6 protein-coding genes are annotated in these 26461 nt (G+C 42.0%); 3 read left to right on the plus strand and 3 right to left on the minus strand.

What is annotated here, in order from left to right; translation table 11 throughout:
- The 3 genes from JMN32_RS15135 to JMN32_RS15150 all read left to right on the plus strand — a co-directional run.
- Positions 1 to 5550: RHS repeat-associated core domain-containing protein (locus JMN32_RS15135; protein ID WP_202857192.1), on the plus strand; the 5550-nt coding region annotated here is incomplete at its 5' end.
- 1 nt (position 5551) lies between these two features.
- On the plus strand, positions 5552 to 6184 hold the full coding sequence (locus JMN32_RS15140) for a hypothetical protein (RefSeq protein WP_202857193.1): 633 nt from the start codon (positions 5552 to 5554) through the stop codon (positions 6182 to 6184).
- A 454-nt stretch (positions 6185 to 6638) separates the two neighbouring features.
- On the plus strand, positions 6639 to 7070 hold the full coding sequence (locus JMN32_RS15150) for a hypothetical protein (protein ID WP_202857195.1): 432 nt from the start codon (positions 6639 to 6641) through the stop codon (positions 7068 to 7070).
- A gap of 110 nt (positions 7071 to 7180) precedes the next feature.
- Here the strand turns inward: JMN32_RS15150 and JMN32_RS15155 are convergent, their stop codons facing one another.
- The 3 genes from JMN32_RS15155 to JMN32_RS15165 form a co-directional block, all read right to left on the minus strand.
- Positions 7181 to 7438, minus strand: coding sequence for a hypothetical protein (locus JMN32_RS15155; protein ID WP_202857196.1), 258 nt, complete (start codon positions 7436 to 7438; stop codon positions 7181 to 7183).
- A complete protein-coding gene (locus JMN32_RS15160; RefSeq protein ID WP_202857197.1) occupies positions 7413 to 17945 on the minus strand; it encodes a Tc toxin subunit A-related protein in 10533 nt (3510 codons plus the stop codon). Before JMN32_RS15160 ends, JMN32_RS15155 begins: the two co-directional genes overlap by 26 nt.
- 200 nt (positions 17946 to 18145) lie before the next feature.
- Complete coding sequence (locus JMN32_RS15165) at positions 18146 to 26056, minus strand: SpvB/TcaC N-terminal domain-containing protein (RefSeq protein WP_202857198.1); 7911 nt, start codon at positions 26054 to 26056, stop codon at positions 18146 to 18148.
- Between the last annotated feature and the right edge of the window lie 405 nt (positions 26057 to 26461).

Genomic DNA, 26461 nt, shown 5'->3' on the forward strand with positions numbered 1-26461 from the left:
GGAGTCTTTACAGTTTATTCAGATAAGAAAGACTTTATTTTCGGACCGCTTTACAGAAACTGGGGACATTTTGCTTACAACGGCAACAGAGACAGAGCCTCACAGCCCATTAACGAAGCCGACCTGAAGCTCAGTGATAAACTTGAAAACGGTTACCAGTCCGGAGACGTGCAGAGTCCCGATGACCTGTCAGGGCAAGACCCTTATGATCCGGCTGCAGAGAATTTCATCATGATGTTTACCAAAGGTGAAACCCGGGTATGGTCAGGGTATGATGAGTTTACTTACCTAAACGGAACCATGATCAGTAGCTCCCGGATGGGTGATGATGATATTCGTCCCTTCCAGGGATTCGATGGGTCTGGAGGAAGTACAATTCGTGCTATTAATAAAATCAATAAGAGTGAAACCATATCCGCTTCAGGCGGTGGTGGCGTAGGGAGTGTCAATGGTAGTGCCAATGCAAGTACAGGTTGGTCAAAGCTGATAAGCGATTTTATGGATATGAATGGTGACCGATATCCCGACATCGTTACAGAAAAAGGTGTGCAGTTTACCTTACCAACCGGTAGGTTGGAGGATACTTATGGAAACCTCAATAGTGGAGTGATCAATAAAACCACGACTGATGCCGCAGGCGCATCCATAGGAGGCTTTTATAAAACTGAACCAAAAGCTACTAATACAAACGCCAGAGCAACACGTTCCGATGCCGGAGGAGCCAAAGTAAGCGGTACGATCAGTGGAAATTTCGGTGTTGGTACCAATGAAGGAGATTACACCTGGGCTGATGTGAACGGTGACGGCCTGCCCGATAGGGTAAAATCCAATGGTATGGTAGCCCTCAACCTTGGATACAAATTAACACAAGAAGAGCCCTGGGGACATAATAGAATTCAGGACTCAAAAAGTAAAAGTACAGGGGGAGGCTTAGGTTTTAGTAAAGGAGTAGGTAGCGAGTCGTCATCTATTTCCGGAGGAATTGGCGTATCACTGTCTGAAAATAGTGTTACACATTCCCTGCAAGATGTAAACGGAGACGGCCTGGCCGATGATGTATTAGTTGATGGTGGTGTTAAAGTGAAATTAAACACGGGTAATGGCTTCCAGACCACTTACCAAGATTGGAGCGGGGCTGAGAAAATTACAGAAAGTTCAACTACAGGTGAGTCAGCCAATGCAGCATTTACCGGATGTATACCTCTTCCTCCCATTGCACCAGTGGTTAAACTATGTTTCAATCCAAGCGGTCATGTTGGGCAAAGCATGAGCCGGGACCTGGAGAAATTTACAGATATAGATGGAGATGGCTTCCCTGATTACTTAAAATCCACCCGAGATGATAACCTCACAGTAAAGCGGTCTACCATTGGTAAAACCAATATGCTTAGAAAAGTAAACAGGCCTTTGGGAGCAACTTTTACAGTAGATTATGAGCTGAAAGGAAGCACTTATGAAATGCCCAATAATGTGTGGGCATTGAGTGAAGTAAAGGTATTTGATGGTTTTTCTGGAGATGGAGTAGACGAAAATCCCGAGCTGGATACTATGCTTACAACCTTTGCCTATAACAATGGGCTTTACAATCGCCACGAACGGGAATTCTATGGCTTCGATGAAGTGGTAACAACCACCCACGATACTGGCAATGGTGATGCACCCTATATTGGTGTGACACAAACATTTGCCAACAAAAACTACTATGAAAAAGGCCTTTTATTAAAAGAAGTAATGGCCGATGCGGATGGCAATCTGTTTATAGAAAAGACCAATACATACGAACTGCACGACTTGGATGGTAACGTGTTGGATGAAAGTTTCACCTCTTCAGACGATGGCATTGCCTTCCCGGCAATGGTAGAAACCACTCAGAAGTTCTACGAAGGACAGTCAGAAGCAGGGAAAAGTACGCACATGCAATATGAATATAGTGCTATAGGTAATGTTACTACATATACCGACTTTGGTGACGAGGGAGAAAATGATGACCTCTTTGCCACTATAGTATATCATGACCTGGATGGCCCTTATATCAAATCTATGCCATCATCCATTGAAGTGGAAAGCACCGAGGGTACGCTCAGGAAAAGAGAGGCTGATATCAACAGTACGGGTAATGTTACTCAAATACGTCAATATTTGGAAAATGAGTCAATGGCTGTCCACGATATGACCTATGACAAGTATGGCAACCTGGAGACTATCACCCGTCCGGGAAATAGTAATGGAGAGCGGTTGTCCATTGAATATACATATGACGATGAAGTTCATACCTATGTAGAGTCTGTTACCAATAGCTACGGCTATACTTCTGAAGCCAAGTATGATTTTAGTTTTGGTCAGGTACTAGAAAGTATAGACCTGAATGGTAATAAGATTTCATATGAACTGGATGATTTGGGTAGAGTAACAAAAATTATTGGCCCCTATGAACAACAAGGAGCTCCTTATACTATTATGTTTGACTATCATCCAGATGCCGAAGTGCCATGGGCATGGACGAAACACTATGACCCACAGAATAATGGCAATGACATGGAGACTGCCATATTTGTTGATGGCTTGGGTCGAGTACTTCAAACCAAGAAAGATGCTGCTATCTACCAAGGAGAGGGCAAACCAGATGAAGAGATGATGGTGGTTTCTGGTCGAGTGTTGTTTGATGCATTTGGCCGTACCGCAGAAGCTTATTATCCAACCTTAGAAGCTACCAACCACCAGGGAGATTTTAATGGTGCTTTTGATACAGTAGACCCGACAGTCACCACTTACGATGTACTCAATAGGGCACTTACAGTAACCTTACCGGACGGGGCGACAACTTCTACTAAGTATAGTTTTGGTGCTGACCGTGAAGGGGATGATCAATTCAGCACCCTAACTACAGATGCCAATGGTGTGAAGACGGAACAATTTACCGATGTGCGAGGTAGGGTAACTGCAGTGAAAAACTACACTTCAGATGGTAGTGTATGGACTAGCTTTAAATACAACGCCATCAATGAGCAAATAGAGGCTACTGATGATATCGAAGCGACCACCTATTCTGAATATGACTGGTTTGGCAGAAGAGTAGAAAGAAAACACCCGGATGCAGGGACCACAACTTACAGCTACGACCTGGCAGGCAACCTAATCGAATTGGTAACCGCGAATCTGGCAGAGAGCGGTGAAGCTATAAATTATACTTATGAGTATGAAAGGCTTGCCGACATCACATACCCAGAAAATCCGGAAAATAATGTACATTATACTTATGGTGGTCCTGATGCTGAACATAACCGGGCAGGCAGGATTGTGATACAGGAGGATGCCTCGGGAGCCCAGGAATTTTTCTATGGTCCACTGGGAGAAGTAATTAAAAACATCCGCACGGTAGTAATCCCTCAGTTTGATGCCCAGACCTATGTGACGGAATGGAAATACGATACCTGGAACAGACTGGAGACTATGACTTACCCAGATGGGGAAGAAGTAAAATACCACTACAATGTAGGAGGGTTACTTAAGAGCATGGATGGAAAGAAGAAAGGTGCTAAATTTAATTATGTGGAGCAGTTGGGTTATGACAAGTTTGAGCAACGAGTATTCCTAAAATATGGAAATGGAACAAAAACCAATTATACTTACGAGTCGGATCGCAGAAGGTTGAAAAATATGACGGCAGCTACAGCTTCAAATCGTAACTTCATGGATAATGTGTATGAGTATGATAAAGTAAATAACATATTGAGCCTCAAGAATAATGCTCCAGTGCCTACGAGTGACTTGATGGGCGGTAGCTCAGAATATACGTATGAGTATGACGACCTCTATAGGCTAACTTCAGCGGAAGGCCATTATACAGGCAGTAATGAACAGCATCGTTATACTTTAGAGATGAGTTACAACACGGTAGGAAGCATATTGCAGAAAAACCAGCTACACGAGCGAGCTGGAGGTAATGGTGGTTCGTTTACTGAGCAGCATAAAACCACATATAATAATGTATATGCCTATGGAGATGAGCAACCTCATGCTGCGAAGCATATCGGTGACCAAAGCTATACTTATGATGAGAATGGTAACCAGACTGGCTGGACACATGATGTCAGTGGGCAACGCAGAGAAATACTTTGGGACGAAGAGAATAGAATCAGAGCGATTTCTGATAATGGAGCCAATTTTCACTACACTTATGATGCCTCAGGTACAAGAGTGCTGAAAGGCAAGAGTAGTGGCCAATCTATTTACAAAAATGGTAAGTGGAAAACCGGCTCCGGTCAGATGGGCAATTATACGGTTTATGTAAACCCTTACATTGTGCTGAAAAGCGGTGGTTATACTAAACACTATTATATAGAGGGTCAACGAATCGTGAGTAAGTTGGGGGGAGGCTTCGATAATAATGGACAAGGACCACTGAAAGCTGGAGCAGGAAAAGTAAGCTACAATACTAAACATCAGGAGTTGTTTGATGGCATAGTGCGAAATCTCAAATTCCTGGCAGATGATGGCTCGATACTTACTGCTGGTAAAAGTGGCAAGGTGCCTCCCGGCCAGATATTAGGAGATAGCCCTTCTACAAAAGCTGAACAGTTTCAATACTTTTATCATCCTGACCATTTGGGAAGTACAAGTTACATTACGGATGCAAGTGGTGAAGTGTATCAACACCTGGAGTACTTTGCTTTTGGGGAGACATTTGTAGAGGAGCATAGTAATACACATAGAACACCTTATTTGTTTAATGGTAAAGAGCTGGATGAAGAGACTGGGTTGTATTACTACGGTGCCAGGTACTACGATGTTCAAACGAGTATTTGGTTGTCTGTTGACCCCAGAGCAGATGAGCGGGAATGGCTCTCACCCTACAATTTTGTGAGCAATAACCCGATCATGAGAATCGACCCTACAGGAGCTCTTGACGGTGATTATTTTGATAAGGAAGGAAACCACTTAGGAAATGATGGTATTGATGACGGTAAGGTGCATGTAGTAGATGGGGCTTCTAAGTTTAATGAATCGGACTTTCAGGAAGGCGGGAAATATCATAACAATCAGGCTGAATATTATGAAAATAATGGCGATGGATACTCTGTAACTGAAGTTGGAGCGGACTCTGACTTAGGAAAAATGATAAGGACTGTTTATGCTGAAGCGGCAGGACAAGGGTCAGAGTCTAAATTAGCCGTGGCAGAAGTAATTCGTAACCGTGCTAATGACAATACAGCACCTTCAGCAGCAAATAAATACACAGCACAGTTTTCCGGAGTAGATACTTATGGTGAAGTAGTTGAGCAGCGGGGCCAATTTGAAAGTGTACAAAGTGGAGCGGCCCGGTATACAAACCCTCTATCAGTTACAAGCGGAAATGTTCTTGAGCAACGAGCATTTGTTGGAAGTGCAGGGGCTTCGATTAAAGCCCACTATCAGAATACAAATACAGCAAATGGGGCATTGTTCTTTTATAGCCCATATATCAAAGCTCCTAGTTGGACCTCTGTTCTGCAAAAGGTGGATGTATCAGGAGTTAGTAATAGTGATTTCAGGTTCTATAAATACAAGTAAGATGAAGATTATGATGGGACTTACAGGATCATTGTTGTTACTTGTTGCAATTAGCTGCGGAAGCAGTACAGATCCGGAAGGAAAGCAAGATAAATCAATTATCAAACGTGAGCTTTTGAATGTTGATACTACAAAAACTGAAGTTGTTCTGAATGAAGGTAGGATATATTTTGAGTTGGAGTATGTGGGATATTCTGAATATATAGCAAGGTGGGGGGAATCTTCCAACGCTTTATTCCAAGACACTATCAAGATATTGGAAAGTGGAAACCCTAAGATGATGGCTTTAGAAAGTAGTGGTATCTACATTAGTCAGGGTTGTGGAACAGCCTGTTCTTTTGCCTACGTACTTCCATTTAGGACTGATGCAAAGGTGAAGTACTACTTGTACCCGTTAGCGATTGATTTAAAGAATAATCTGATAGCTTATAATGGTGAAGAGACAGAATCGTTGGCGGTAGTGGAAAGCTATCTTACAGGTGAAAGCGAACTGATAAAAGCAGATTTTTTACCAGGTCCTTATCCAGGGTATTCGATAGATAGTATATTCCTATCAGGTGAAAAAATGTTTATTGAGTGGAAAAGCTCTAACGGAAAGTTGCAACAAAAGCAGTTTGAAATTACAATCAAATAAATCCGGGGAATTTCTTAAAAGAAATAATTGCTGATGATAGAAAATGGGAAGTGATATGTGAGTTAATCAAATCCCATGGGATTATTAAATATCAACCAGCGACTGAATTATTGCGACCAATGATAGATGAAAAGAGACAGTATGATATGGTAAGTATGGTAGCTTCTACTGCGTATGTACGTTTGAAAAGGAAGGATATAAATGATCTTCAACCCATGGTTGAATTGCTCCAGCAAAATTGTTATTCGATTTCAGAAGGGGCTTTAGAGGCTTAGGGATATGATAAGATGATTCCGGGAGAATCAACTCAATCTCAAATTATTGAGTTATGTTGGGATTTAGGTGATGATAGGAATAAAGATGCCTAAGCTGAATAATGTAGCTAAAAACACCCTCAATGGTAGATATGTGAAATTGAGATAAACCTTTAGATAATGAAACAATTGAACAAACTATGAAAATCAACAACCTAATTTTTTATGTTGCTCTACTAGTTGGCGTTAGTTTAGGGTTAGCATCTTGTAGTGAGGATGATGAACCAGAAGTGTTGATCGATCCAAGTGTGCTTATAGGTACCTGGAATGCTGTAAGTCAGCAGTATAAAGATTGCCCTGATGCAGCCAACAATGCTACTAATACCTGTGGAACTCAAGATTTTTGCTTTATCATTTCCTTTAATGAAGATGGTACATATACTGAGCAACAGTTTGGGAGTGCCACTGTGGATGATGGCAATTATAATGCAATGGAAGGTATATTAAGTGGGTGCTTTACTTATAAAGGGTGCCAAAACTGGATATTTAGTGTGAGTGGTGATAAGCTGACTCTTCAACAAGTAAATTCTACGGAGTGCTCAGAAGTATTGACTTTTACTAAAGGAAGTTGATCTTAACATAAGATTTTTTTAAAGAGAAATGAGGCCGTCTCAAATGTTACGTTTGAGATGGTTTTTTTGGTGTTTTTTCATCTCCGCTTTTGAATTGCTTGAAAAACTCATCATTGGATGTGCTCATCTTTTAATTCTTGATACATTTTTTTAAGGTAATAATTAGTTCTTAAATTGTCAGGATTGGCCCTAGTTGCCCTGTTTTCATCTACCAGGAATTTCAGGCTATTGCATATCAATTGTTTATATTTTTCTGGTTTCAGAAGAAGTTTCCATTTGTAAATTGAGGCAGTGTAGTAACCGATGTTTTGGTTTTTGGTGAAAACACCAACAACGGGAGTGTCAATCTTCGTGAGATAATGCGCCATTCAGCCTATAGCTAAATAACATATAGACATTTTCATGTCCATCCAACTCGGACAAATCTATGGTTAATATACCCTCTTGAGCATCTGAATTAAGACTGTTGGTCAAGTCAGATAAATTACCGGCCTTAATTGTGCCAAGTAGAATCAGGTCTCCTTGCTGCATCTCAACAATTTGAATACTAATTTCTGCAATCGCCATTTGTTGACTCAAATAATCCAATCTGTTACGCGAGAACTTAGCGGTAAAATTATTGCTATCTCCGATTGAAAATTGATGCCATTCATTGGGAAAATCATGTTTAAGACTAAACAAGCGGGTAAAAGTCCCTATTTTATTAATAACTTCATCTTTTATGAATTTTGTAGACCCATCTGACAGTTTTGTGCCCCCTTGCTTTGCAGTATAACGTATATGTAGAATCACATCCGAAATAGTATCATAATTAAACTGCCTGATCTCTGAAGGCAGATCCAGGCGCCAACTACTGATTACCCCGGCTTTTTCAAAAGGTAGGAAACGCTGATCATTCAGGTTGACCTCAAACATTCCACTATCATTTTGTCCACTACTAGTCACAATAGATTGAACCTCCCCGGAATAATCAACAAAGCGGGAATCTTCGGGTTGCCTGCCATAGTTATCACCAACAATTGAGGAAATCCGGACACTACTGGATTGCAGCGTCAACGAACAGTTTATACTTGTATATGGCCCGCTAATACAGGGTATCGATACGGCAATCGATTTTATGCGCCTCATATACTGCCCGGGAGTGTCCAGGTCAAATAACCATTCCGGTAGATTTATGGTGGCAGAGCCGGTAGCCTTGAGGTCAAGCAAAGCTTGCGGGGTGAGCTGGCGAATGGATATGTGCTTTGTCATTTCTAACTGGCGCTTATTTTTATCCATGAAGCTACGTTCCATCTGACGCAAAGCCAGATGAAGTTGCTCTCCTGCCATCAGCCCTTCTTTATTGCTTTCCCAGTATCCAAAACGAATGAAGTTGGATGCTGATTCTCCCAATTCTAATCGATAGAGCTTTTCAGCCTTTTTGGCTAATTCATAACTTAGCTGATAAAATTGCTTGTAGACACTGAATAACTGGTCTTTCATCCAGGCATAGAGCTCAACATTAGTGAACTTATTTTTCAGGTATTCTTCTACCTCTTTCGCCCTTGAAATTTGATTTTCGTGATTGGACAATTCATTTTCAGCAATATGGATGCGAATATCTGCAGCCGTGATGTCACTGTCCAGGCGAGATATTTCTTTGATCAACTGATTAGCCTGATGGGTCCACTCTTGTTCTCTGCGGATATGAGAGGCCATGCGTGATGCCTGGGAGGATTCAAAACTCAGGTGGGAGGCCATTATATCAAATCTTTCTGCCATAGAGGTAAGAGCAGTACCCAGGTTTGAACCTCCGTAGGTTATAGTTGCACCTATGCCAAATGGTTCTACATTTACAGAAGCATTAGGTATGAGGTGGGCCAAATTAGCTGAGTTTTTGATTACACTAGCAGTAAGTCTTAGGTTGTTCGCGTCATTTGCTTTAGTTAACTCCTGTAATTCTTTAGGGATAAGTTTTACACCTGTAGTATCGCTATCTGCCAGGCTAACATCCACATCTACTTCAAGCTCCGTTATTGCTTCCCCAATCTCAGGTTCTTGTGGCTCTTCGATTCCTAATAGTGTTTGGTAATAGACGAAATTGGAAACCAGGGTTTCTCTATTTTTAAGTAGACTTTCCTTTGCCAGCTTAGCTTCGCCAAGTTGCTGCTCTCTGACCAGTTTAATTTCATTGAGCATGGTCACCTCATGGGTAGCCCTGATTTGTGCGATATCTTCCGAATCCCTTTTCTCAATTGCAGATAATAATGTGCCTCCAAGGCTTCGACATTCCTGGCATTGCTCTATGGCTTTATTGAAAATATACTGGAATCGGTAATGCGGTAAAGGTGCATTAAGATCACCGAGGATACTGCCCAAACTTAGTCCCTGAGCAGTTGCCTGAACCAATAAGGCGGGATCAATTGGAGGTTGGAATAAGGCTAGCTGTCTTTCTATACCTTCAATATTCATGCAATGCCTGATTTTGAACAACCGGTCTTCAATAACCTCCCAATATTCAAGTAATTTATCGTTTGAAGGAATCCCAAAATATTTCGTGGCGCTTGCTCCCAGTAGTGAGCCGGGGCTATCATCAACCGAAGGTACAGATATGTCGCCCGAGTAGGGGAAAGTGTGCTCCAATATTACCTCAGCGTTGGAAAAGCCATCCAGTCGGTTTTTTAAACTATGATAGGTTTCTGGTCTAATGGTTCCCCGGGCAGGTATTTCCTGTGGTTTAGGCCCCAAGATATGCGAAGCGATAATATAAAGTTGGGTAGCCTCGTTGATACTTTCAATGGTGTCTTGACGAAAAAGACTATCCGCCCACGCAATCGTGTTGTCCAGGTATTTCATTACCGTTAGCTTCTTATATTTATTCGGAAGCATTTGGGCAATGAGGTGTGGACGGAATGGGTTATTACGCCATTCATCCAACAGGGTGTTTTTTTTGCCAATTGAATTTAAGTATTCGCGAATATTTTCCAGTTCCTTTTTAAACGGCTTGCACTTCCAATAGCGCTCTGCCGGATATTCAGGTGAGGTAGTAGCCTCATCAGTAGTAGGGTTAAAAATGTAATGAAACCATTTCATGGCCTCTGCATATTTGCTGTTTTTGCTAAGCTGTCCGGCAATATGTAATGGTAAGTGAAAGAATAATTCCCAGTTGTACAATGAATATGCCCCCGTAGCATCAAAGTCTATTTTTTCTTCAGGTAAGAATTTAGATTTCCTTACAGAATTTGTCGGATTGTGATGGCTTTTAAATTCATGACCATCGTCACTCTCTATTTCTAAATCCAATGCCAGCAATTCCTGTATCCCTTTTCGATTCATGGTGGCCAAAAATTCATCAGCAAAAGGATGGTAAAAGGTGTGAAATTGAAGCGATGTGATATTTATCCAGGGACTTGATTTTTTATGTGTTTGTGCAAATGCTCCGGCCACCTTGGTTGTGATTCCATTTTTCCGGGCTTTGCCATTTGCCAGTCGACCGGCATTATTTCCATTTAATGTCATCGTATCGAGTCTGGCTTCTGTAGCAATGCTCCGGTTATTCTCCCGGATATTATTTATATCAAAACCATTATGGTGCTCCAGGAAAGGTATGATCGGTCGAGCGTATTCAGGATCAATTGATTCATCCAGATTTACAAAATAATTATGAGGTGTTACATAATAGGCATGAGCCGTATCCTGATAAAAAAAGGATTTTTTGTTGGTTTGAGAATATCCAATGGACTCAGGCTTTAGGAGAACATCGGATGAAAACAACGTGTGAAAAGAACTTTTAACATCTTCTAAAATTTTAGAATTATCTAAATAGAACTCTTCCTCTACTTCTTTTATCTTATTATAGCTATTGAGAAAATTTGCGTAATGATGTTCCTCCCTGTCATTTAATAAAACAGTTGGATTTTCATAAATACTATTAATTTCAAATTCGCCTAATACTAATCGGTTGAGTTCACTTGAATGGCTATTTAGTGTTTCTAATTCTTTTCTTAAATTTTCTTTATGTATTTCGCGTATTGTGGGACTATTAAGAAGTGCTTCGATTAAGCGCTCAAACAAATCAATAGTTTTATAACTTCTGTTATATCTATTGGAAAACTTCTTAATCTGTAAAGACTCACCATTCTTCTCGACTTTGAATAAAAAATCCTCAGGTTTGAAAAACTTCTTAAACAAACTTGTATCAAGGTCTTCTTCTGACACCTTCATGGCCGGTGATAATTCATGACTAGCCGACCATAGCCCATTTTTATATTCACTGTAAACCAGTTTGATTTTCCAAAATATATCTGGTTCCAGGTTTTCTATATTGGTCCTTGAGGCATTATAAATGGACCGGTTATTGTCTTTTTTAATTTGAGTTTCCTCAAATATTGGCCAAAACAAAAATAGTCTTCCTTTCCATACTACCGGGAGCAAGTGAATGCCACTATTCTCACCGCCATTTTCATGGTCTTCAACTCCCTGAATGTTTATGTCTACTGGTTCCCATGGAGACCATGTTTCCGTGTCAATTTTATATCTCTGGTAATAGTACTTGTATGGAGTTGAGGAGGTTCTGCCAAATATATGGGCAATGTTTTCATCATTATCTTCATAATAGCCGCAAATATCTAATTTGGCTACTTCTGCCAGGTCAAAGAGATAGTTTCTGAAAGCGGTCTCCACATTATCCGGTGTAATGTCGTTTTTAGCAAGAAATGACTCTGCGGCTTTGTAGGCTGCACTTTTATTGAGACGAAGCTCAGGTAAGGCCCAGTTTTCGGCATAGAGCAAAACTTTTCGGTTAGCTTCCCATACGCGATAATTTTTCATCCATTTCCACTCAGGGCCGGAAAGGTAGTCAGGGCTTACACCGGTTTCTCTACCGTCTTCATCCTGATGGCTCTCAAGGTTCAGAAAACAGCGGTTTATAAATAGCTGAACGGATGAAATGGCTTGCTTGATCCTGGAAGTATCCATACAAGCATCCATTTGGACATCTAATAGGAAATATTCGAACAGACCGTTAGCATCTTGTATTCTGCCGTTGTCCCACAAGCGTAGTGTTGGGTGAACCAAAAGGTATTGAATTAGCGCTTGTTTTTGATTTTCTCTTAAAACATCACTTATGGCAGGAGCTACCTGTAGCCAGGTTTGTTCTTTATACTTTGATTTAACGGTATTTTTGATGCTTAAAGCAACTTCATTTAATTGATTGAAATTTTCATCCCAATGAGTGATGTCATCTTCAACAGGGCACCAGCTTATGGCAGTAGATGCTGATATGCCTAATTTCCTGATTAATTGTACCGCCTCATGAATTTGTTTCAGATGGGAAGGTGTAATTAAATCAGAGGGAGAGTAGCTCAGGTGCTCAGCCATTGCCCTGAAATGCTCAGACTTACCGGTAAACATGTTGGCTAGTTTGGCATATAATTCATCAACTGTCGATTCGGGGAGCTGCGCCTGAGCAAAGAATTCTACTAACGAGTTGGTGTCTGTAATTAGTCTATTTTTTAGATAAGAATAGTTGTGTAGGGATATCCACGAGTCTATAGTTGGGTTAAAAAAGTCTAATCCTGCAAAATCGAGGTTGTTATTTTTTATGTAGTTGATTTCAATAGCGCTAAGTGCAAAGCGGTCAGAGATAATTCTGGCTTTATTCCAACCGTCAACAGCCTCTCCAAAACTTTCGTGTTCCGAAAAAAGGAATTGAGCATGGATAAGCTCTTTCGGAATACTTGAAGATTTCCAACTTAAATTTATACCACCACTTTCAATACCATTACTTTGATAACTTAAATGGATTGGATATAACTCTCCGGCTTTCAAATCGCTGGATGTAACTTCTATTTTAGTGTTATCTGAGGCACTTCTGCTTGCCAGTGCTGTGTCATTTAACCAAAGAGTAAATGTTTCTGCATCTTGTTCTACGTCTATGATGAAGGTGAATTTTTCATTGTTGGGTACGCGAATCCATCCTTTCCACGAAATTTCATCCGGAATGTCACTGTCCCAATGAAAATCAATCGTAGGGTCTATCTGCGTACTGGTGGTGCCGGAATGGAGATAGGTTGCTTTAAGACCAAACTGTGACAACTTTTCTGCCCAGTAATTTAACTCTCCACCAGCCAGTTCGTTTAGACGGACTTCATCCAGGGAGGTCAGTTTTGAGAGGGAGGCCAATAAGCTATCACTTTGCAAAGTTGTTTTTATGATGGGTAAGAGGTAGCTATGGATATACTTAAAGTTTGTTCTGTTGTTTTCCTGTTCACCCTCTAAAGGCCGATCACGAAGGCTTTCATAAGCTTCATTCTGTAGGGTGTCATTCGGGAAAATTCCATAAAGTATATCTTTTATAAATTGCCGGGGTTGTTGGTAAAGCGCATTCGTAGCATCAGCGATAACACCACCGTCAATCGAGCGCAGGTAATCCCTTTCAGCCGCTGTCATCATGCCTCTAAATACTAACTGACCGGAGTCACGTAAATAGGTGGTTTTTTCCTTTATATCAGCTGCTGTATCAGGTATAGTGATGTCAAGACCTGAAGACGCTGTAGTCCTAAAGTTTAAATTACCTTTCGCTAAATCAATAATTTGATCTATAATATCAGGTTCATAAATAAGCCCAAGCTTTTCGCGGAGTGTTTCCTCATCTACCGGGTCTAAAAAGGTATGTTGTTCTTCTATGGATATGAATGAGGATCGAATCCCGAGCAAAGCTTTTTGTATCTGTCCGACATCCACGGAGAGTTTTTGGTCTTCCTGTTCAAGGTTTAAAATCAGATATTGGAGTTCGGATATAGAGGCCCCTGCTTTTTTGATATTATCCACTAGTTCAATAAAGGCAAGGGTTTGTGCCGGATTTTGTTCTCCAAATTCACCAGTTGGTTCATGCCATAGGCTAAAAGGGGTAAATCGATCAGCAAGGCTACTGTCACTGCGTATGATTGCTAACAATACTGCTATTTCTTCTATGCTTAATTTTAGTGCTCTGGCAAGTACCACATGTCGATAAATTCTACTCAGATTAGGGATGGTAAGGATGGAATCCTCTTCGTCTAATTCTTCAGTCTGTAATATCTGTGACAATTCGGAGTCTTCCAGGCTAAATGCCGCCAAAAGGCTCGGCTTATGGTCTGTGATAAGCAAACTTGGGCTTTCCTCTTCCGGGAGAGAAGATTCCACAGGTTTCTCATCCAAAAATCTGCCCAGCGGATCAGGTAGATAAATGCTGTCTATTTCTTGCAAGGCTTTATTAAGGAAAAGCTTACCGTAGAGGGCTTTTTCACCACGAGACTCAATGTTTCCCCAAAGCGTTATCAGGGATGTAATGGGAACATTCAGCTTATGCTTTACCTGTTGGATATGGTGGATTTGTTCTAATACACCGGCATTAATATCATCAGCATGTAACTCTTTAAGTACCAGGTCTAGTTCGGTGATACTCCACCCTAACTTTGGATAAAGTCGTACAAAACGATGAAGCTTACTAAAAGGGCTATCAGGGATTTTAATGTTTTCCGCTTCATAAATATCTTGAAGCGACCTCAATCGCGTATTTTCAAGGCTGCATTCGGAAATGGGGTTACCTTCTTCATCCGAATCAGGGGCATGAAGTGTGATTACATTTTTAATGCCCGGGAAATTTTCCGATACCCAGGGCTGAAAGCCTGACAGAACGCTTTCCGGTATTACTTCCTGAAGATCGGGGTCGGTTGTAGGATCTAAAGTTCCCGCTGCAATTTCATTTAATTTATCATACAGGTCTTTCTCGGGAAGATCACTATGGAGTAAAAGCTTGTTTAAATAATTGAAAGCTGTAGCCTTTGGATTAATGTAATGTGTATCTAAAAGCGTGAGAACATCCTTGTAGTCTAAATTTGTCCTTTTGAGCAATTCTGGTACGTATATCAGGCTGTCTTTCCAATCTGAGGTTTCCGTATTGTATCCATAAAAATTTTGTAGTGGAATGGATTCACCTCCTTCTTCCAGTTGAATTTCATTTCCCGCTATGATATGATAACTTATTGGGTTTAACCCAAGACATTCTATGGTCTTATTTATTACGCCGGACTCTGAATGAATCTCCGGATTGAGGGTATTGATCAATTCACACCGGCTACTTTTGAGGTGGTTGAGGTATATGCGGATGGTGTCTAAGGGTTGGTGGTAGGGGAGCGAAAGCGGATATATGGATTTAGCCAATTTACGATAGGCCTCACTTATCGTGAATTGAGGAGTAGCCTGTAATTCTTCTGTAGAAATATCATCTATATTTTTAGCAGTTTCTGCATTAAGTTCATCATGAGCTACATAGAACTCCATCACCTCATTGGCCAAATCGATATAAGGAATAATGGTGTTGGTGTTTTCACAAGTAAGGTGTAAATGGGCCAAATCCGGCCTGCGCTTTAGCAATACGTCCAGCGGAGTTTCATTGCTACTATTTACTTTACTGCCTTCCATATTCAGGTAGGAGTGCATCAAGTCTACCAGGTAGGCTGCCGGGCTTAGTACCGATCGACAGTGCTTGCATTCACAAAAATCTACCGGCCCAATGAGATTGCGCCAATCAGGCAGTACCTCTTCTATGGCTTCTCTGACACTTTCATCTTCTGTTGATCCTCCTGTTTTTTTTATGGCACCTCCTATGAGCGCAGGAGAATAATGGTTACTGATCTCATGGAAGTTGATCAGGTGTAGTTCATTTTGAAGAACTATATTTTTGGCCCTTCCATGAATGATCAAGGCCTGTTTAGTTTCTAGCTTTTTACCATATTCTTGAAGGAAGATATCTTTTGGAATGCTGGCAATTTGCTTTGCATTACCGATGTTCCTTTCGAGCAAAACAGCCATGGACTGAGGGTCAGGACAGAGTTGAAGCAGCCGCTTCAGTTTGTTTGTTTCTTCCTTTAACTCGGTAACCCGGTCGGGGTCAACCTTTCGAAAAAGATCTTCATAATCTTCAACGCGTGATTTACGCAGATCGAAACCATTGGGGATAGCCTCATCAAAAAAAGCGGACAGATTTTCCTGCATTCCATTACTGGGGAAAGTACCCTTTTGGATATTATGGGCTACAGTATCGGTGGGGTAGGAGGCCTGTAAAGCATGGGTGATCCTTGAGAGGTAATTGGCTTGCTTTTCCTTTTTATTCTTACCCGGTATATGCGGTGGGATTTCAGTGCTTTCAACGGCAGCTTTCAGTTCTTCAGGACGGTAAATAATTTCCCTTGGATGAGTGATCCCCTGATCTTTTTGAAGTTTTTTTACCAGTGTAAAATTGTTTTCGGAGAGCAGAGAAAGCTCATTCGTGAGCCTAAGCTGACTTACAGCTTCCGGGTTGTTTTCAAATGCGGGTAACTTGGGGACTACATCTTGCCAAAATTCAATAGCATTACCCTGATGATTGGCATAGGCGTTGAGTAATTGATTATGGCTCTCCGTTTGGTTAGGTAATGCCAGGTTGAGGAATTCTCTTGCGGGTACCTGGTTTTCTGAAGGAGGACGATCCAAAGCGAACTCTGTAGCCACTTTTTCTAAAGCAGTTAAGAATATTTCCAGCGTTTCTTCTTTATATTCTTTAATGATTTGCTCTTTCATGGCCTTACTCAACGCTTGTTTTAGATGGATTCGGGGTGTCTTAGCCAGGTTAAACCAGGTAAGTGTAACCTGCTTGCGACCCAGGGCATACATAAATCCTTGAAAGAGCGAGTCGTTCTGACTTTCTGCGAGTAAGCTGGCTCCGGTAGCCAGAATGGTAACATAGGCTACCGGCCATTCAATCTCTTCTGCCACTAGCTTCAACTGTTCTTCAGAGGCAGCTATATCGGAAAGCTTTAGTTTAGCCTCTTCAACGAAGCTTTTTGCGGCAGGGTAAATTTGATCATATTCGGAGAGCGTTTGGTCTGGCTCACTCAGGGCAATGTTAAGGTTGTTGATTTTATTTTCTGAGGAATATTCGCGCTTGAAGGCTAGTCTCGATCGACCCACAATCTCATTTTTCCGGATGGCAAAGGCGACTACATCGGCCTTTCCACGCTCGTTTGCTTTGAACGCTTCAGAAGAAAAACTGACTTCATATTCTCCATTATCATCAATCGAACTCGTTCCCAAAAATTCAATGCCTTGAGTGCCCTTCAGTTCCTTTACCGTCTGTACAGACTTATAATGAGCAGCTCCCAACAGATCAATGTCATAAACATGGACCGTAACTTCAGATTTGCTGCTATTTTCTAAATTCAAGACATGCCCTGAAACCGTGAATTCTTCGATTTCATCCTTTTCTTTCAAGGCTACCTCATAAGTATGTTTTCCCGGAGGTACATTATTGTACGCTTCACCTTCTTCCAGTCCATCATAGAATAGGGTATCCTCATCATATATCCGGAAATATAGTTGGGGGCTTTCACCATTATTATTTAGATCTTCCCGGGTAAACTGAAAGGTAGCAATCCCTTTTTCTGAGATTTTATTGGCTTGTATTGGGTAAGTATTTTGACCTACAACATTCCGGCATTCAGCTCTTAGCAACTTAAAATCCAGTGAAAATTCGCTTTTTACCTGTAAGCCAATCGTAAATACTTCTTTGGGTTTTGCCTCTCGGCTTACTGGAATTTTAATGGAGACGAAACGATTGGAGCTTTTTAACGGATGGACATAGCGATTGGGTAATATTTTTCCTTTGTTGTCCTTAACCTCAAAGGTAGCTTTAGTGCCGTTGGGTATAAATTCATCATGAAATGAAAGCTTGAAAAAACCATCATTACCCACCTTGGCGGATTGTTTTGGGACTTTCTTTCCTAACTGCGTTACAAGCAATGTCACGGTTACGTTTTTAATGATTTTTTGGGATTTTTGGTCAATTACTTGGCCTTTGAGCTTGAAGGTTGCCATGGTATTTGATGGTTATAGGTTAGAAGAAATAGTTTGCTTGTAGTTTCTATTGTTTATTAAAGGTTTTGTATGAGTCACGATTTAATTTGAATGGAATATTTGGCTTTCATGATTTTTCTGTTTTAAGTCTTTTTTAAAGAGGCACAAATGAGCCCTTGAATCAGCTTGGCTTTTAAATATTCCAGCTTTCATTCAAATTTTCATTCTCTATGAAATCCAATCAATGAATCTAAGGCTTCGCTTTCTGCAACTATCGTAGTACCGTGAACTCGTCGAATATCTGTACCAGAACTCACAGTTTCATTCTCAGGAACTCCAGGTAACTCGTTTATGCTTAAACCACTATTTAGGTGTTGGCGAAGCAATCTTCTTGAACTTTCTGAAGCGCCAAAGAATGATGCAGTCCAAAACCGTCTAGCTTCAGTAGATATGTCATCTTCGATCTCAAGATTTAATTCCTCTGAAATTCTTCTATAATTGCTCATAAATGCAGTATGTGCTAATGTTAACTTAGCTGCGACTACTTCTAATATTCTGTCTGTGGGTAAAAGAGCTGGAAAAATAAATTCGCCCGCTTCATTTAATGTACCAATTACCCGTCCACCTCTTCTTGTTGTCGCTGCGTTTAGACTTGGAAAATCATTAGGTAGTAACCCTTGTCTTCTTAATCTCCCCATTCTACGACTCCTACTCATTTCACCAAATCTTTCGGCACGATCATGATTTTCTTCACCTTCTTGCTCAGCAAATCCTTCGCTTAATTCATTTAAATATCGTCTAAACAGTGGTATTTGCCTTCTAGTCGCAATGTCAAAAAACAAATTATCCAAGCCACCACCATAAAAACTATTAACTCTACCATTGGCGAAAATATTTGCACCAAACTCCCTATGAGCAATAGTTAAAATTAGTGAAGGATCATAAATTGAATTGGTCTCTCTTATGCGATTAAGTTGGGTAGCTACCCGGTTAGCATTTTCTATACTAGTTAGACTTGTTATTAATTCTTCATTTGGAACACGATCACCTCTTCTTGCCCCTACTCGCCTAGGTCTATTTCGGTCGCGAATGAGCCAACCTCTTTCTGGATGATTTCGTAATGCCCCAAAATAAATAGAAGAAGATCTTGCTATGGGCATCATTCGGCCTGCTCTTTCTGAAAGTTGGAAACCATCAATTGGCTGTTCCCCATTCGGGTCGAAAATGTTAATTGAATTACCCCTAGAATATTCATATAAATTACCTCCCCCCTCAACCCCAATCGGATCAGAACTACACCACCGCCCTAACCAGGGCAAATAGTACCTGGCAGTATGATAATTCAAGCCAGTTTCCTCATCACGCTCCATCCCGGTATATCGGTAGCGTTTGGCTTTTGCTTCAATGGCGCTGTTTTTTGCTCGGTAGGCCGGAGTGCCATAGGGATGGTATTCCTCATAGGAAATGATTTGCCTTTCTTCGTTTAGTTCCAATCCAACCGAACCGAGGTGGTTGCTGTACTGGTAGCGAAACAAAGTACCTTCAGAAAGCCTTTCTGTTCCAGAAACTCGCACATCTTCTACTATCAAAATTTTCTGGTCATCAGCAAAGAGGTGGTGGGTTTCAATTACCTCATCCCGAACTACACCGTTGCCTTGTCTTCGGTACACTTCCATACCTTCCAGGTAAATGCGTTCTTCTATGATTCCTCCATTCTTGCGGATGTGTTTTCGTGTTCGCTGTTTGCTTGCATCATACTGGTACCAGGCATCCCCACCACCTCCAAGGTCGATATGCGAGATCATATCCCTGTAATCCCAATCGGGCAGGTAGGGAGCCGCTTCGTTTCCGAAGTTTAGCATGCTGCCATGGGGATCATAACCATAGCTAATTCCTCCGGGGTCACTATTGGTATAGGTGCGATCGAGCCGGTTGCTATCTGAGGCGGTTTCATAGTGACGGGTCCATCCATTGCCTCTGGCTACATGTTGCATGAAATTGAAATTCCCCACTGCATCGTAGCTGTATATTTGAGTGTAATTCCGGATTTCATTGGGAGAGTTCAGATGAATTACCGGAGGCTCCTGGCGATTGGGCGCTTCATTATAGGTATTATTTTCACGTCCGGTAGCTTTGATCAGGCGATAGAGGCTATCGTAGGTATAACGGGACCGGGCCACTACCTCCTGGCTATCATGAAAAACAGTTTCATAGGCGTCATCATAAACTTCGGTGATATTGCCTACAGGGTCATAGGTGTAGTTAAGGTCCTGTAAAACCTGAAGATCTTTTAACCCAAAATGAGATGCCGGAAAATCGGTATAGCCACTGCCATGCGGTGAACGAGTGGTCCTTAATTTGATTAACCGAAAGGTTTTAGGGTCATAGCTATATTGGGTAACGGTATCATTCCCATAGTGAATACGTTGGCGCTGCCCCTTTTCATTATATTGTATATCACGGATAGCAGGTGTGTCGGTGCCGTTGAGTGATAATGTTTCACTTTGAAGAACACCACGCTCGTTGTAATGAGGTAAATAAATGCCTGTTCCAGTGTTTACACTATGCCAGTTGTGCATTTCTGCCATGCGGTTCAGGGCATCATACGTAGTGGTTTTAATAAAAATTTCTTCCTCCAACAGAGATTCCCGGGTAATGGTGTCGTCAGCCCAATCTGTAACTTCTGCTTGAGCATCCAGGAGTAATCTGCGCCAGGCAATCAACAGGTTTCCTTTAAAATCCAGCCGCTCATTTTGAACTAGCCCACTGGAATCAAATTGCTGGTATACCTGTCCCCGAAGGTTGCGGTTGATAGCATCGGTTAACCCTTCTCCATAGATCGTGCGCGCTATGGTATGGTCTAAACCGCTATCCCCCCCGGTAATATGTGTGCTAATGGGGCGCTGTAATTCACCATAAGTATGCCTTAGCATATGCCCTTTCTCATCCCAGGATATAATGGGGTTTCCGGCTACATTATTGAGCATCCATCGCCTTCCGGCATCCATGCTTTCCTGAAATACCCTGTGTCCAAGCATATCATATTGCCAGCACATGACTGGGTTATCCCGGGCATCTATTACTTTCCGGGTGTTGCCTTCAATATCCAAATCAATATATGTGCTATATAATTCCTCAAAATCAGAGGTTGTGCCTGCATCGTTGTTTTGCCACTTATTATGTTCTATACTGAGTATAGGGCGACCCAGGGTATCCAGAAAGACCCGGTTGGGGGAGTTATTATGTATAACTGATTTTTCGGCTGCTTCCCTTGCCGCTGATCCTAACCCACCAGAAACTCTGTCGGTATACCAGGTACTTTGCAGGATATTGTCGTTTTGATCAAATGTGCGCTGCTGCCAGGTATCAAACTCTACAGCAGTAAATGTTCCATTCGGCAACTCGGTATAGACATTACGTCCCAGGGCGTCATAATGGATTACAGGTGTTACTTCCCCTTCTACCAACTCTTTTGCATCCTCGTAAAATGGATTTACTGAAAAATAGGGTTCGTACTGTTTTACCGGATTTCCTTTATTGTTTAGAATAGTGCGGCCATTACCAATCCAGCGCAGTTGATTAGAATCTGAAGTATCAATCGTTTCCAATCTGTAATCGCAATCCGGTTGAATTTGTAACTGAAGCGCTTCACCCGGTTCAGCCTGTGCTTTGGTCATCACCACATTGCCCATGCCATCTGTGTATTCGAAGCTTAGTTGCAAATTACTCAACTCGCCAGCTGCCAATACAGCAACATGTTTTTCCCGCATAATACTTCCCACTGTGGTAGGTATGAGTTTGGGAATAGTGCATGGTGCAGCTTCCGCATCATGAAGATCACGGTTTTCCATGGATGACTGATAGCGCTTAAAATCATAGACAAAGCGAGCGGTGGCATTCTGTAGAAACTCGCGGGCCTGTCTTCTTAAATCCTCGGTAGTTTCAAATACAAAATAATCTCGAATACTTTCTTCATTCGCTTCGGTAGTAATTTCGCTTATTCCATGCAAATTATCGGCTTCATCTCCTTTGCCCATTACGGCCATGGCCTTAACCAGGCCCAGTTCATCCACGAATACCTCTGACAGGTTGTGGTTGATATCCCGCATGAAGGTGGGGGAGAGGGTGCGAAAATTAAAGCGTTGAACCTCCGTCTGGTTATCCAGTGCATCAGTAGTGCTATCCGTCATCATGAAATAATCACGGTAGTAAGTTACCCAGGTCTCCGAACCAAAGGGATCAAGATAAGACTGTGGGGTAAAGAAACGATGTTCGATATCTCTAATTGACTCAGTGCGCTCATCAAGATAAAAGCGGGTTACCCCCGATCGTATCCACCAGTTGTTATCATCCCGATGTACAAAGCGGCATTGGCTATATTGATTATCTCCATCTGTATCATTGTCGCTAAGCAGGTTTTCCAACTCAGAAGGGTCGGAGGGGAGCTTGTCGCCAAAGATTGTATCCAGTAACTCGGGAGTGTAGGCGAGTTGATAGCCTTGGTAGGGGATACCGTGTTGCCCATGCTCATAAAGTCCTAATTCAGTGGTCAGGTCATCATTGTAATAAGTAGTTTGGATATGTTCGATCAACCTTCTTTGTAATCCGGAAGAGGACTCTTCATGGTAAGCGATCTCATTGTCGGGGTCCATTACACCGTCAAACTCTCCAATTTGAAACAAGGTATCTGAAGGTTGCAGTCCGGTAATTTCAAAGGTCTGATTTTCAGCCGGAAGTCGAAGAAGATACAGATCTGAATCTATCAGATCCTCCGTAAATTTATTACAAGTAAAAGTGATTAGTGTCTTCTGCTGCTCTGCATCCAATTCATCCAGATGGGCAAGGCATGCGTCTTGTTCCTCCGGGCGGGCATAATCCAGATTACGAACTTCTTCCTGAATGGCATTGATCGCACTTGCTCTGGCTGCATTTTGTCTGGGATATACCACGGATGCCGTTTTCAGGATATTTCCCAGGTCATCGAATTCAATATTCAGGGTATGGGCAATACGAGGATCCTTTTCATTACGCTCATAATGTATGCTCAATGCCTCGCTTTCCGTAGGCATAAAAACGGCATAGCGATTAGCTGCACGAGGTTGCAGGAGCTGGATATTACAAGTATGGGTGGCTATGGTATAAGGTTTTGCCTGAAGTTGAAGGGAGTCCGTATCCGCTTCCTTTCCATCAAGCGCAAATACTTCCTGTCGGAGTGTCATTCCCTTGCAGGCTCGCAACGCTTCCCGCCATTCCTCGGTACGGAGGTTTTCAATATCAAAATCCAATCCCTCAACACTGACTACCCTGGCAACAGGCAGAACGGGTTCGTTGACGGTAAGCATTGCCTCAGGAAAAGTATTGTTATAAACCTCATACCAATACTCTTTTTCGAATTGGGTGAGAATACGCTCACGATCCAAAAATGCTCCGGTATGGAACCAGGTTTTGGTGAGCACCGGAGGTTGGTATAACTCCTCTGATTTTTCTAAGCGTGTATCCGAATTGGCTTTATTCCAGGTATCATAAAACTCAGTATCCTGTTGCTCTACCATACCAAATCCCCGGAACTCTCGTTCGGCATGGTCATAATAACCATGATGGTAGCGGTATTGGGAGGCAAACCGAACCTGGGTAATTTTGTCTTCAACTATGTTGCGGGCAATGACCTGGACGGGAAAAGGCAGTTTTGTAATCCAGGGCAGTCCTTCTGCCTTGTCTTTCAAATAGTAATAAGTCGAGCTTTTGTATTCCAGAGCGGTTTCCTTTCCCATATTATTGCGATACCCCACCATGACATGAGGCTTTTTGCTATCCATCAGGTCAATGTATCGCATGGGAGTCTGCCTGTCGGCTGGTAAATCAGAAGACCAGACCAGGCAAGAGGTGCCAGTTCCCAAAAGGTCAGTTACAGTGACCTGTGCATTCCGATTGATAGGAAAGAAAGGGTTGATTTTATGGGCATCACTCCATCCATTACCGGAGAGGTTGATATAAGCGTTAAATGTATTTTGCCCCAGGTAAATGATGTCGGCAGCACCCGTTCCGCTAATATCAGCCAGTTGAATGTATTGTGTGTTGAACTGGTCAGGGTAGTCAAAAACGGGGGCATTGGCCATCGTGATTTTCGCGCTAAAATTACCGTACCCTTTGTTGGCCCAGTAACAAATCTCACCATTGCGCACCCGCACAATATCGGTTAGGCCATCTCCGGTAAAATCTGCCAAATATACCGCCTCACTTTGATCACTATCGGCAAAAATCAAAGCAGGTCCTCGTTCTTCATCGTAGGGTTTAGGGCTGCGCTCTGCCGCTTTATGCCCCAATTTTCCGTTAGCAGCATGCCAGGTGAATACATTTTCTTCCGTCATGACCAGGTCAGGTTGTCCATCACCAGTGAGATCCAGCATTCGTGTATTGGGGTCCCGAAGATCAATACTGGCAGTTTCTGTAAAAGCCTGAAAAGGTTCCCAATCATTACCTTCGGTGAGTTCGAAGAAACCCTGCAAGCCTGGGCGGTTCACTACAACCTGTTTTTTCCCATTCGCTTCCAGGTCTTGTAAGCTGAGTGCTCCGTTGGCCAGTCCGGTCAGCGATGGTTTGGGAATGACCGGTTTGGCTTCGGCCAAGGTTACCCGCCCATCTTCATCGATATCTCCCAGGTTGCTTTTGTAAAACCAGCCTTCTCCCTGTTCGGTCAGGATACCGGAAATTCCTTCTGCATAAAAGTCGGTGAATTGGTAGTTGTTGGTGAGGCCTACAGGTGTATGAACCAGGTTTTGCTGACTGACATTTCTGACTTCAGTGTTCCATTGAAGTTGTTGGTAATCAAATTCTAAGGGAGGTAAAGCTTTGCGAGAATAGCCGATGGGAGTACTTTCCTCATCATAAAGCCGTATATAACCGGCCTGTGTGATTGAAATTAAATAATTGACTTCAGTCTGTCCGGAATCATTAATAGAAGAGCCTTTGTGGTCCAGTTCGAGGGTACGAACAAGGTAATTCCGCCCAAAAGGATGACTGATTTGATCTCCATTTTCTTCATATCCCTGCATGTCAGTCTCATCTTCAAAATGATGAAACATCATGATTCTCCTGCAAAGCCGTTGGGTTCTGATTTCAAAACCAGCGCGAAAGGAAGAAAACGGATCATCACGGTAGTCCCACACATCGTTCTCTATATGCGGCTCAATTTCATGGGTATGCTCTCCATAATCCAGGACCAACTCAAAGAGGTATTCACTATCGCCAGGATCTGATAGATCATAAGGCTGGGTTGGGTCCGGATAATACGCTTGCCTATTTCCATAGGCTACACGCTTGAGATACGAATTGGTAAAGGGGGCTAACCCTGATTTTCTATTTCTTTCATGTACATGGTTAGGGATACTGGAATCTTCATGGATGGAGCCGTCATCATCAATGTTATAATCCCTTTTATAATAATAGCGGATCCAGTTGCCTTTATTGTCAAAACTAAATTCGGGAAGCCATTGATAGATCCGGGTAACGTCTTCAGGATCAGCAATACGAGAATGGGTGCTTCTGCCAAAAAAAGTCACTATATTCTCTTTAGTGGTCACTTTCCAGTAAGTATCATGATCAGGGTGGGTGATCTTTTCAATTCGTGCAAACCCACCCTCGACTCGTGGCCGATACCGTTTAACCTGATAGTCCCCCGATGCAAATTCAACAGGTTCCCAGTCTCCTGCAGTTTGCTTTTGCAGATAGGGTACCAAGTCTTCAGCACCGGAGAACATGAAGATATCTTCCTCATTACCTTCTCTATACCTTGGAAGCTGCTTGTCTGATTTTCTAATGATGGAAGGATATTGCAGAGACCACCCGAGACCAAAAGGGCTGTTGCCTGAGCCTGAGTTGTAGCCAAGAGCTAGTGATGGCGTAAATCCATTTCTCCCAGGGGTTAGTGGGAGTGGAATGGAAAAGGAAGCAGTGCCATTGGCGGCGTTCACCTCAAATTTTTCGTCTATTCCTTTTAAAGCTCCACCACCTTTAGGTAGTGATACAGAGGGAATATCAATTGCGTTAGATTCGGTAGCCCGTTCCTGGGTAAGGGTGTCTAGCTGATTTTTGGGCTTCTTTTGAGTTGTGTTTTCAGCATCTTTTGTATTCATTACACTGGTATGTTATCGGTGAAAATGACCTTCAAGAAAGGTATCCATTAGTATAGGTTGTCAGCAAGAAATGCCTGCTAATAGGATTGTGTAAGAGTAACACCAGCTAGTTGATAAAGTTATGTGTTTTGTGTTTTTACTGTTTAGTGTAGAGCTTCAGCTCTCGTGATGCTTGTTACTCGACCGTTAGTGTGTTTCTACATACTTGATAGTTTGAAAGGTGAATATTCATTTTGTATTTTCAATATCATTATCATACTAACTTTTTAAAGCTCGATTTTAGCCAAACCAGAGATGAAAAGGTTCGGTTTGTCCCGTTGGGGCTATGAAGAGTTGATTGTGATGCTAACTATTTGGTAGTCAGTTTGTTTGTGTCTATGTTTTTAGTTTAAACAGCCTTCCACT

Source organism: Fulvivirga marina (genome assembly GCF_016775155.1).
Taxonomy (GTDB): domain Bacteria; phylum Bacteroidota; class Bacteroidia; order Cytophagales; family Cyclobacteriaceae; genus Fulvivirga; species Fulvivirga marina.

Coding starts and splice junctions, on each gene's coding strand:
- JMN32_RS15140 (WP_202857193.1), top strand. CDS start 5,552: ATGAAGATTATGATGGGACTTACAGGATCATTGTTGTTACTTGTTGCA.
- JMN32_RS15150 (WP_202857195.1), top strand. CDS start 6,639: ATGAAAATCAACAACCTAATTTTTTATGTTGCTCTACTAGTTGGCGTT.
- JMN32_RS15155 (WP_202857196.1), bottom strand. CDS start 7,438: ATGGCGCATTATCTCACGAAGATTGACACTCCCGTTGTTGGTGTTTTC.
- JMN32_RS15160 (WP_202857197.1), bottom strand. CDS start 17,945: ATGGCAACCTTCAAGCTCAAAGGCCAAGTAATTGACCAAAAATCCCAA.
- JMN32_RS15165 (WP_202857198.1), bottom strand. CDS start 26,056: ATGAATACAAAAGATGCTGAAAACACAACTCAAAAGAAGCCCAAAAAT.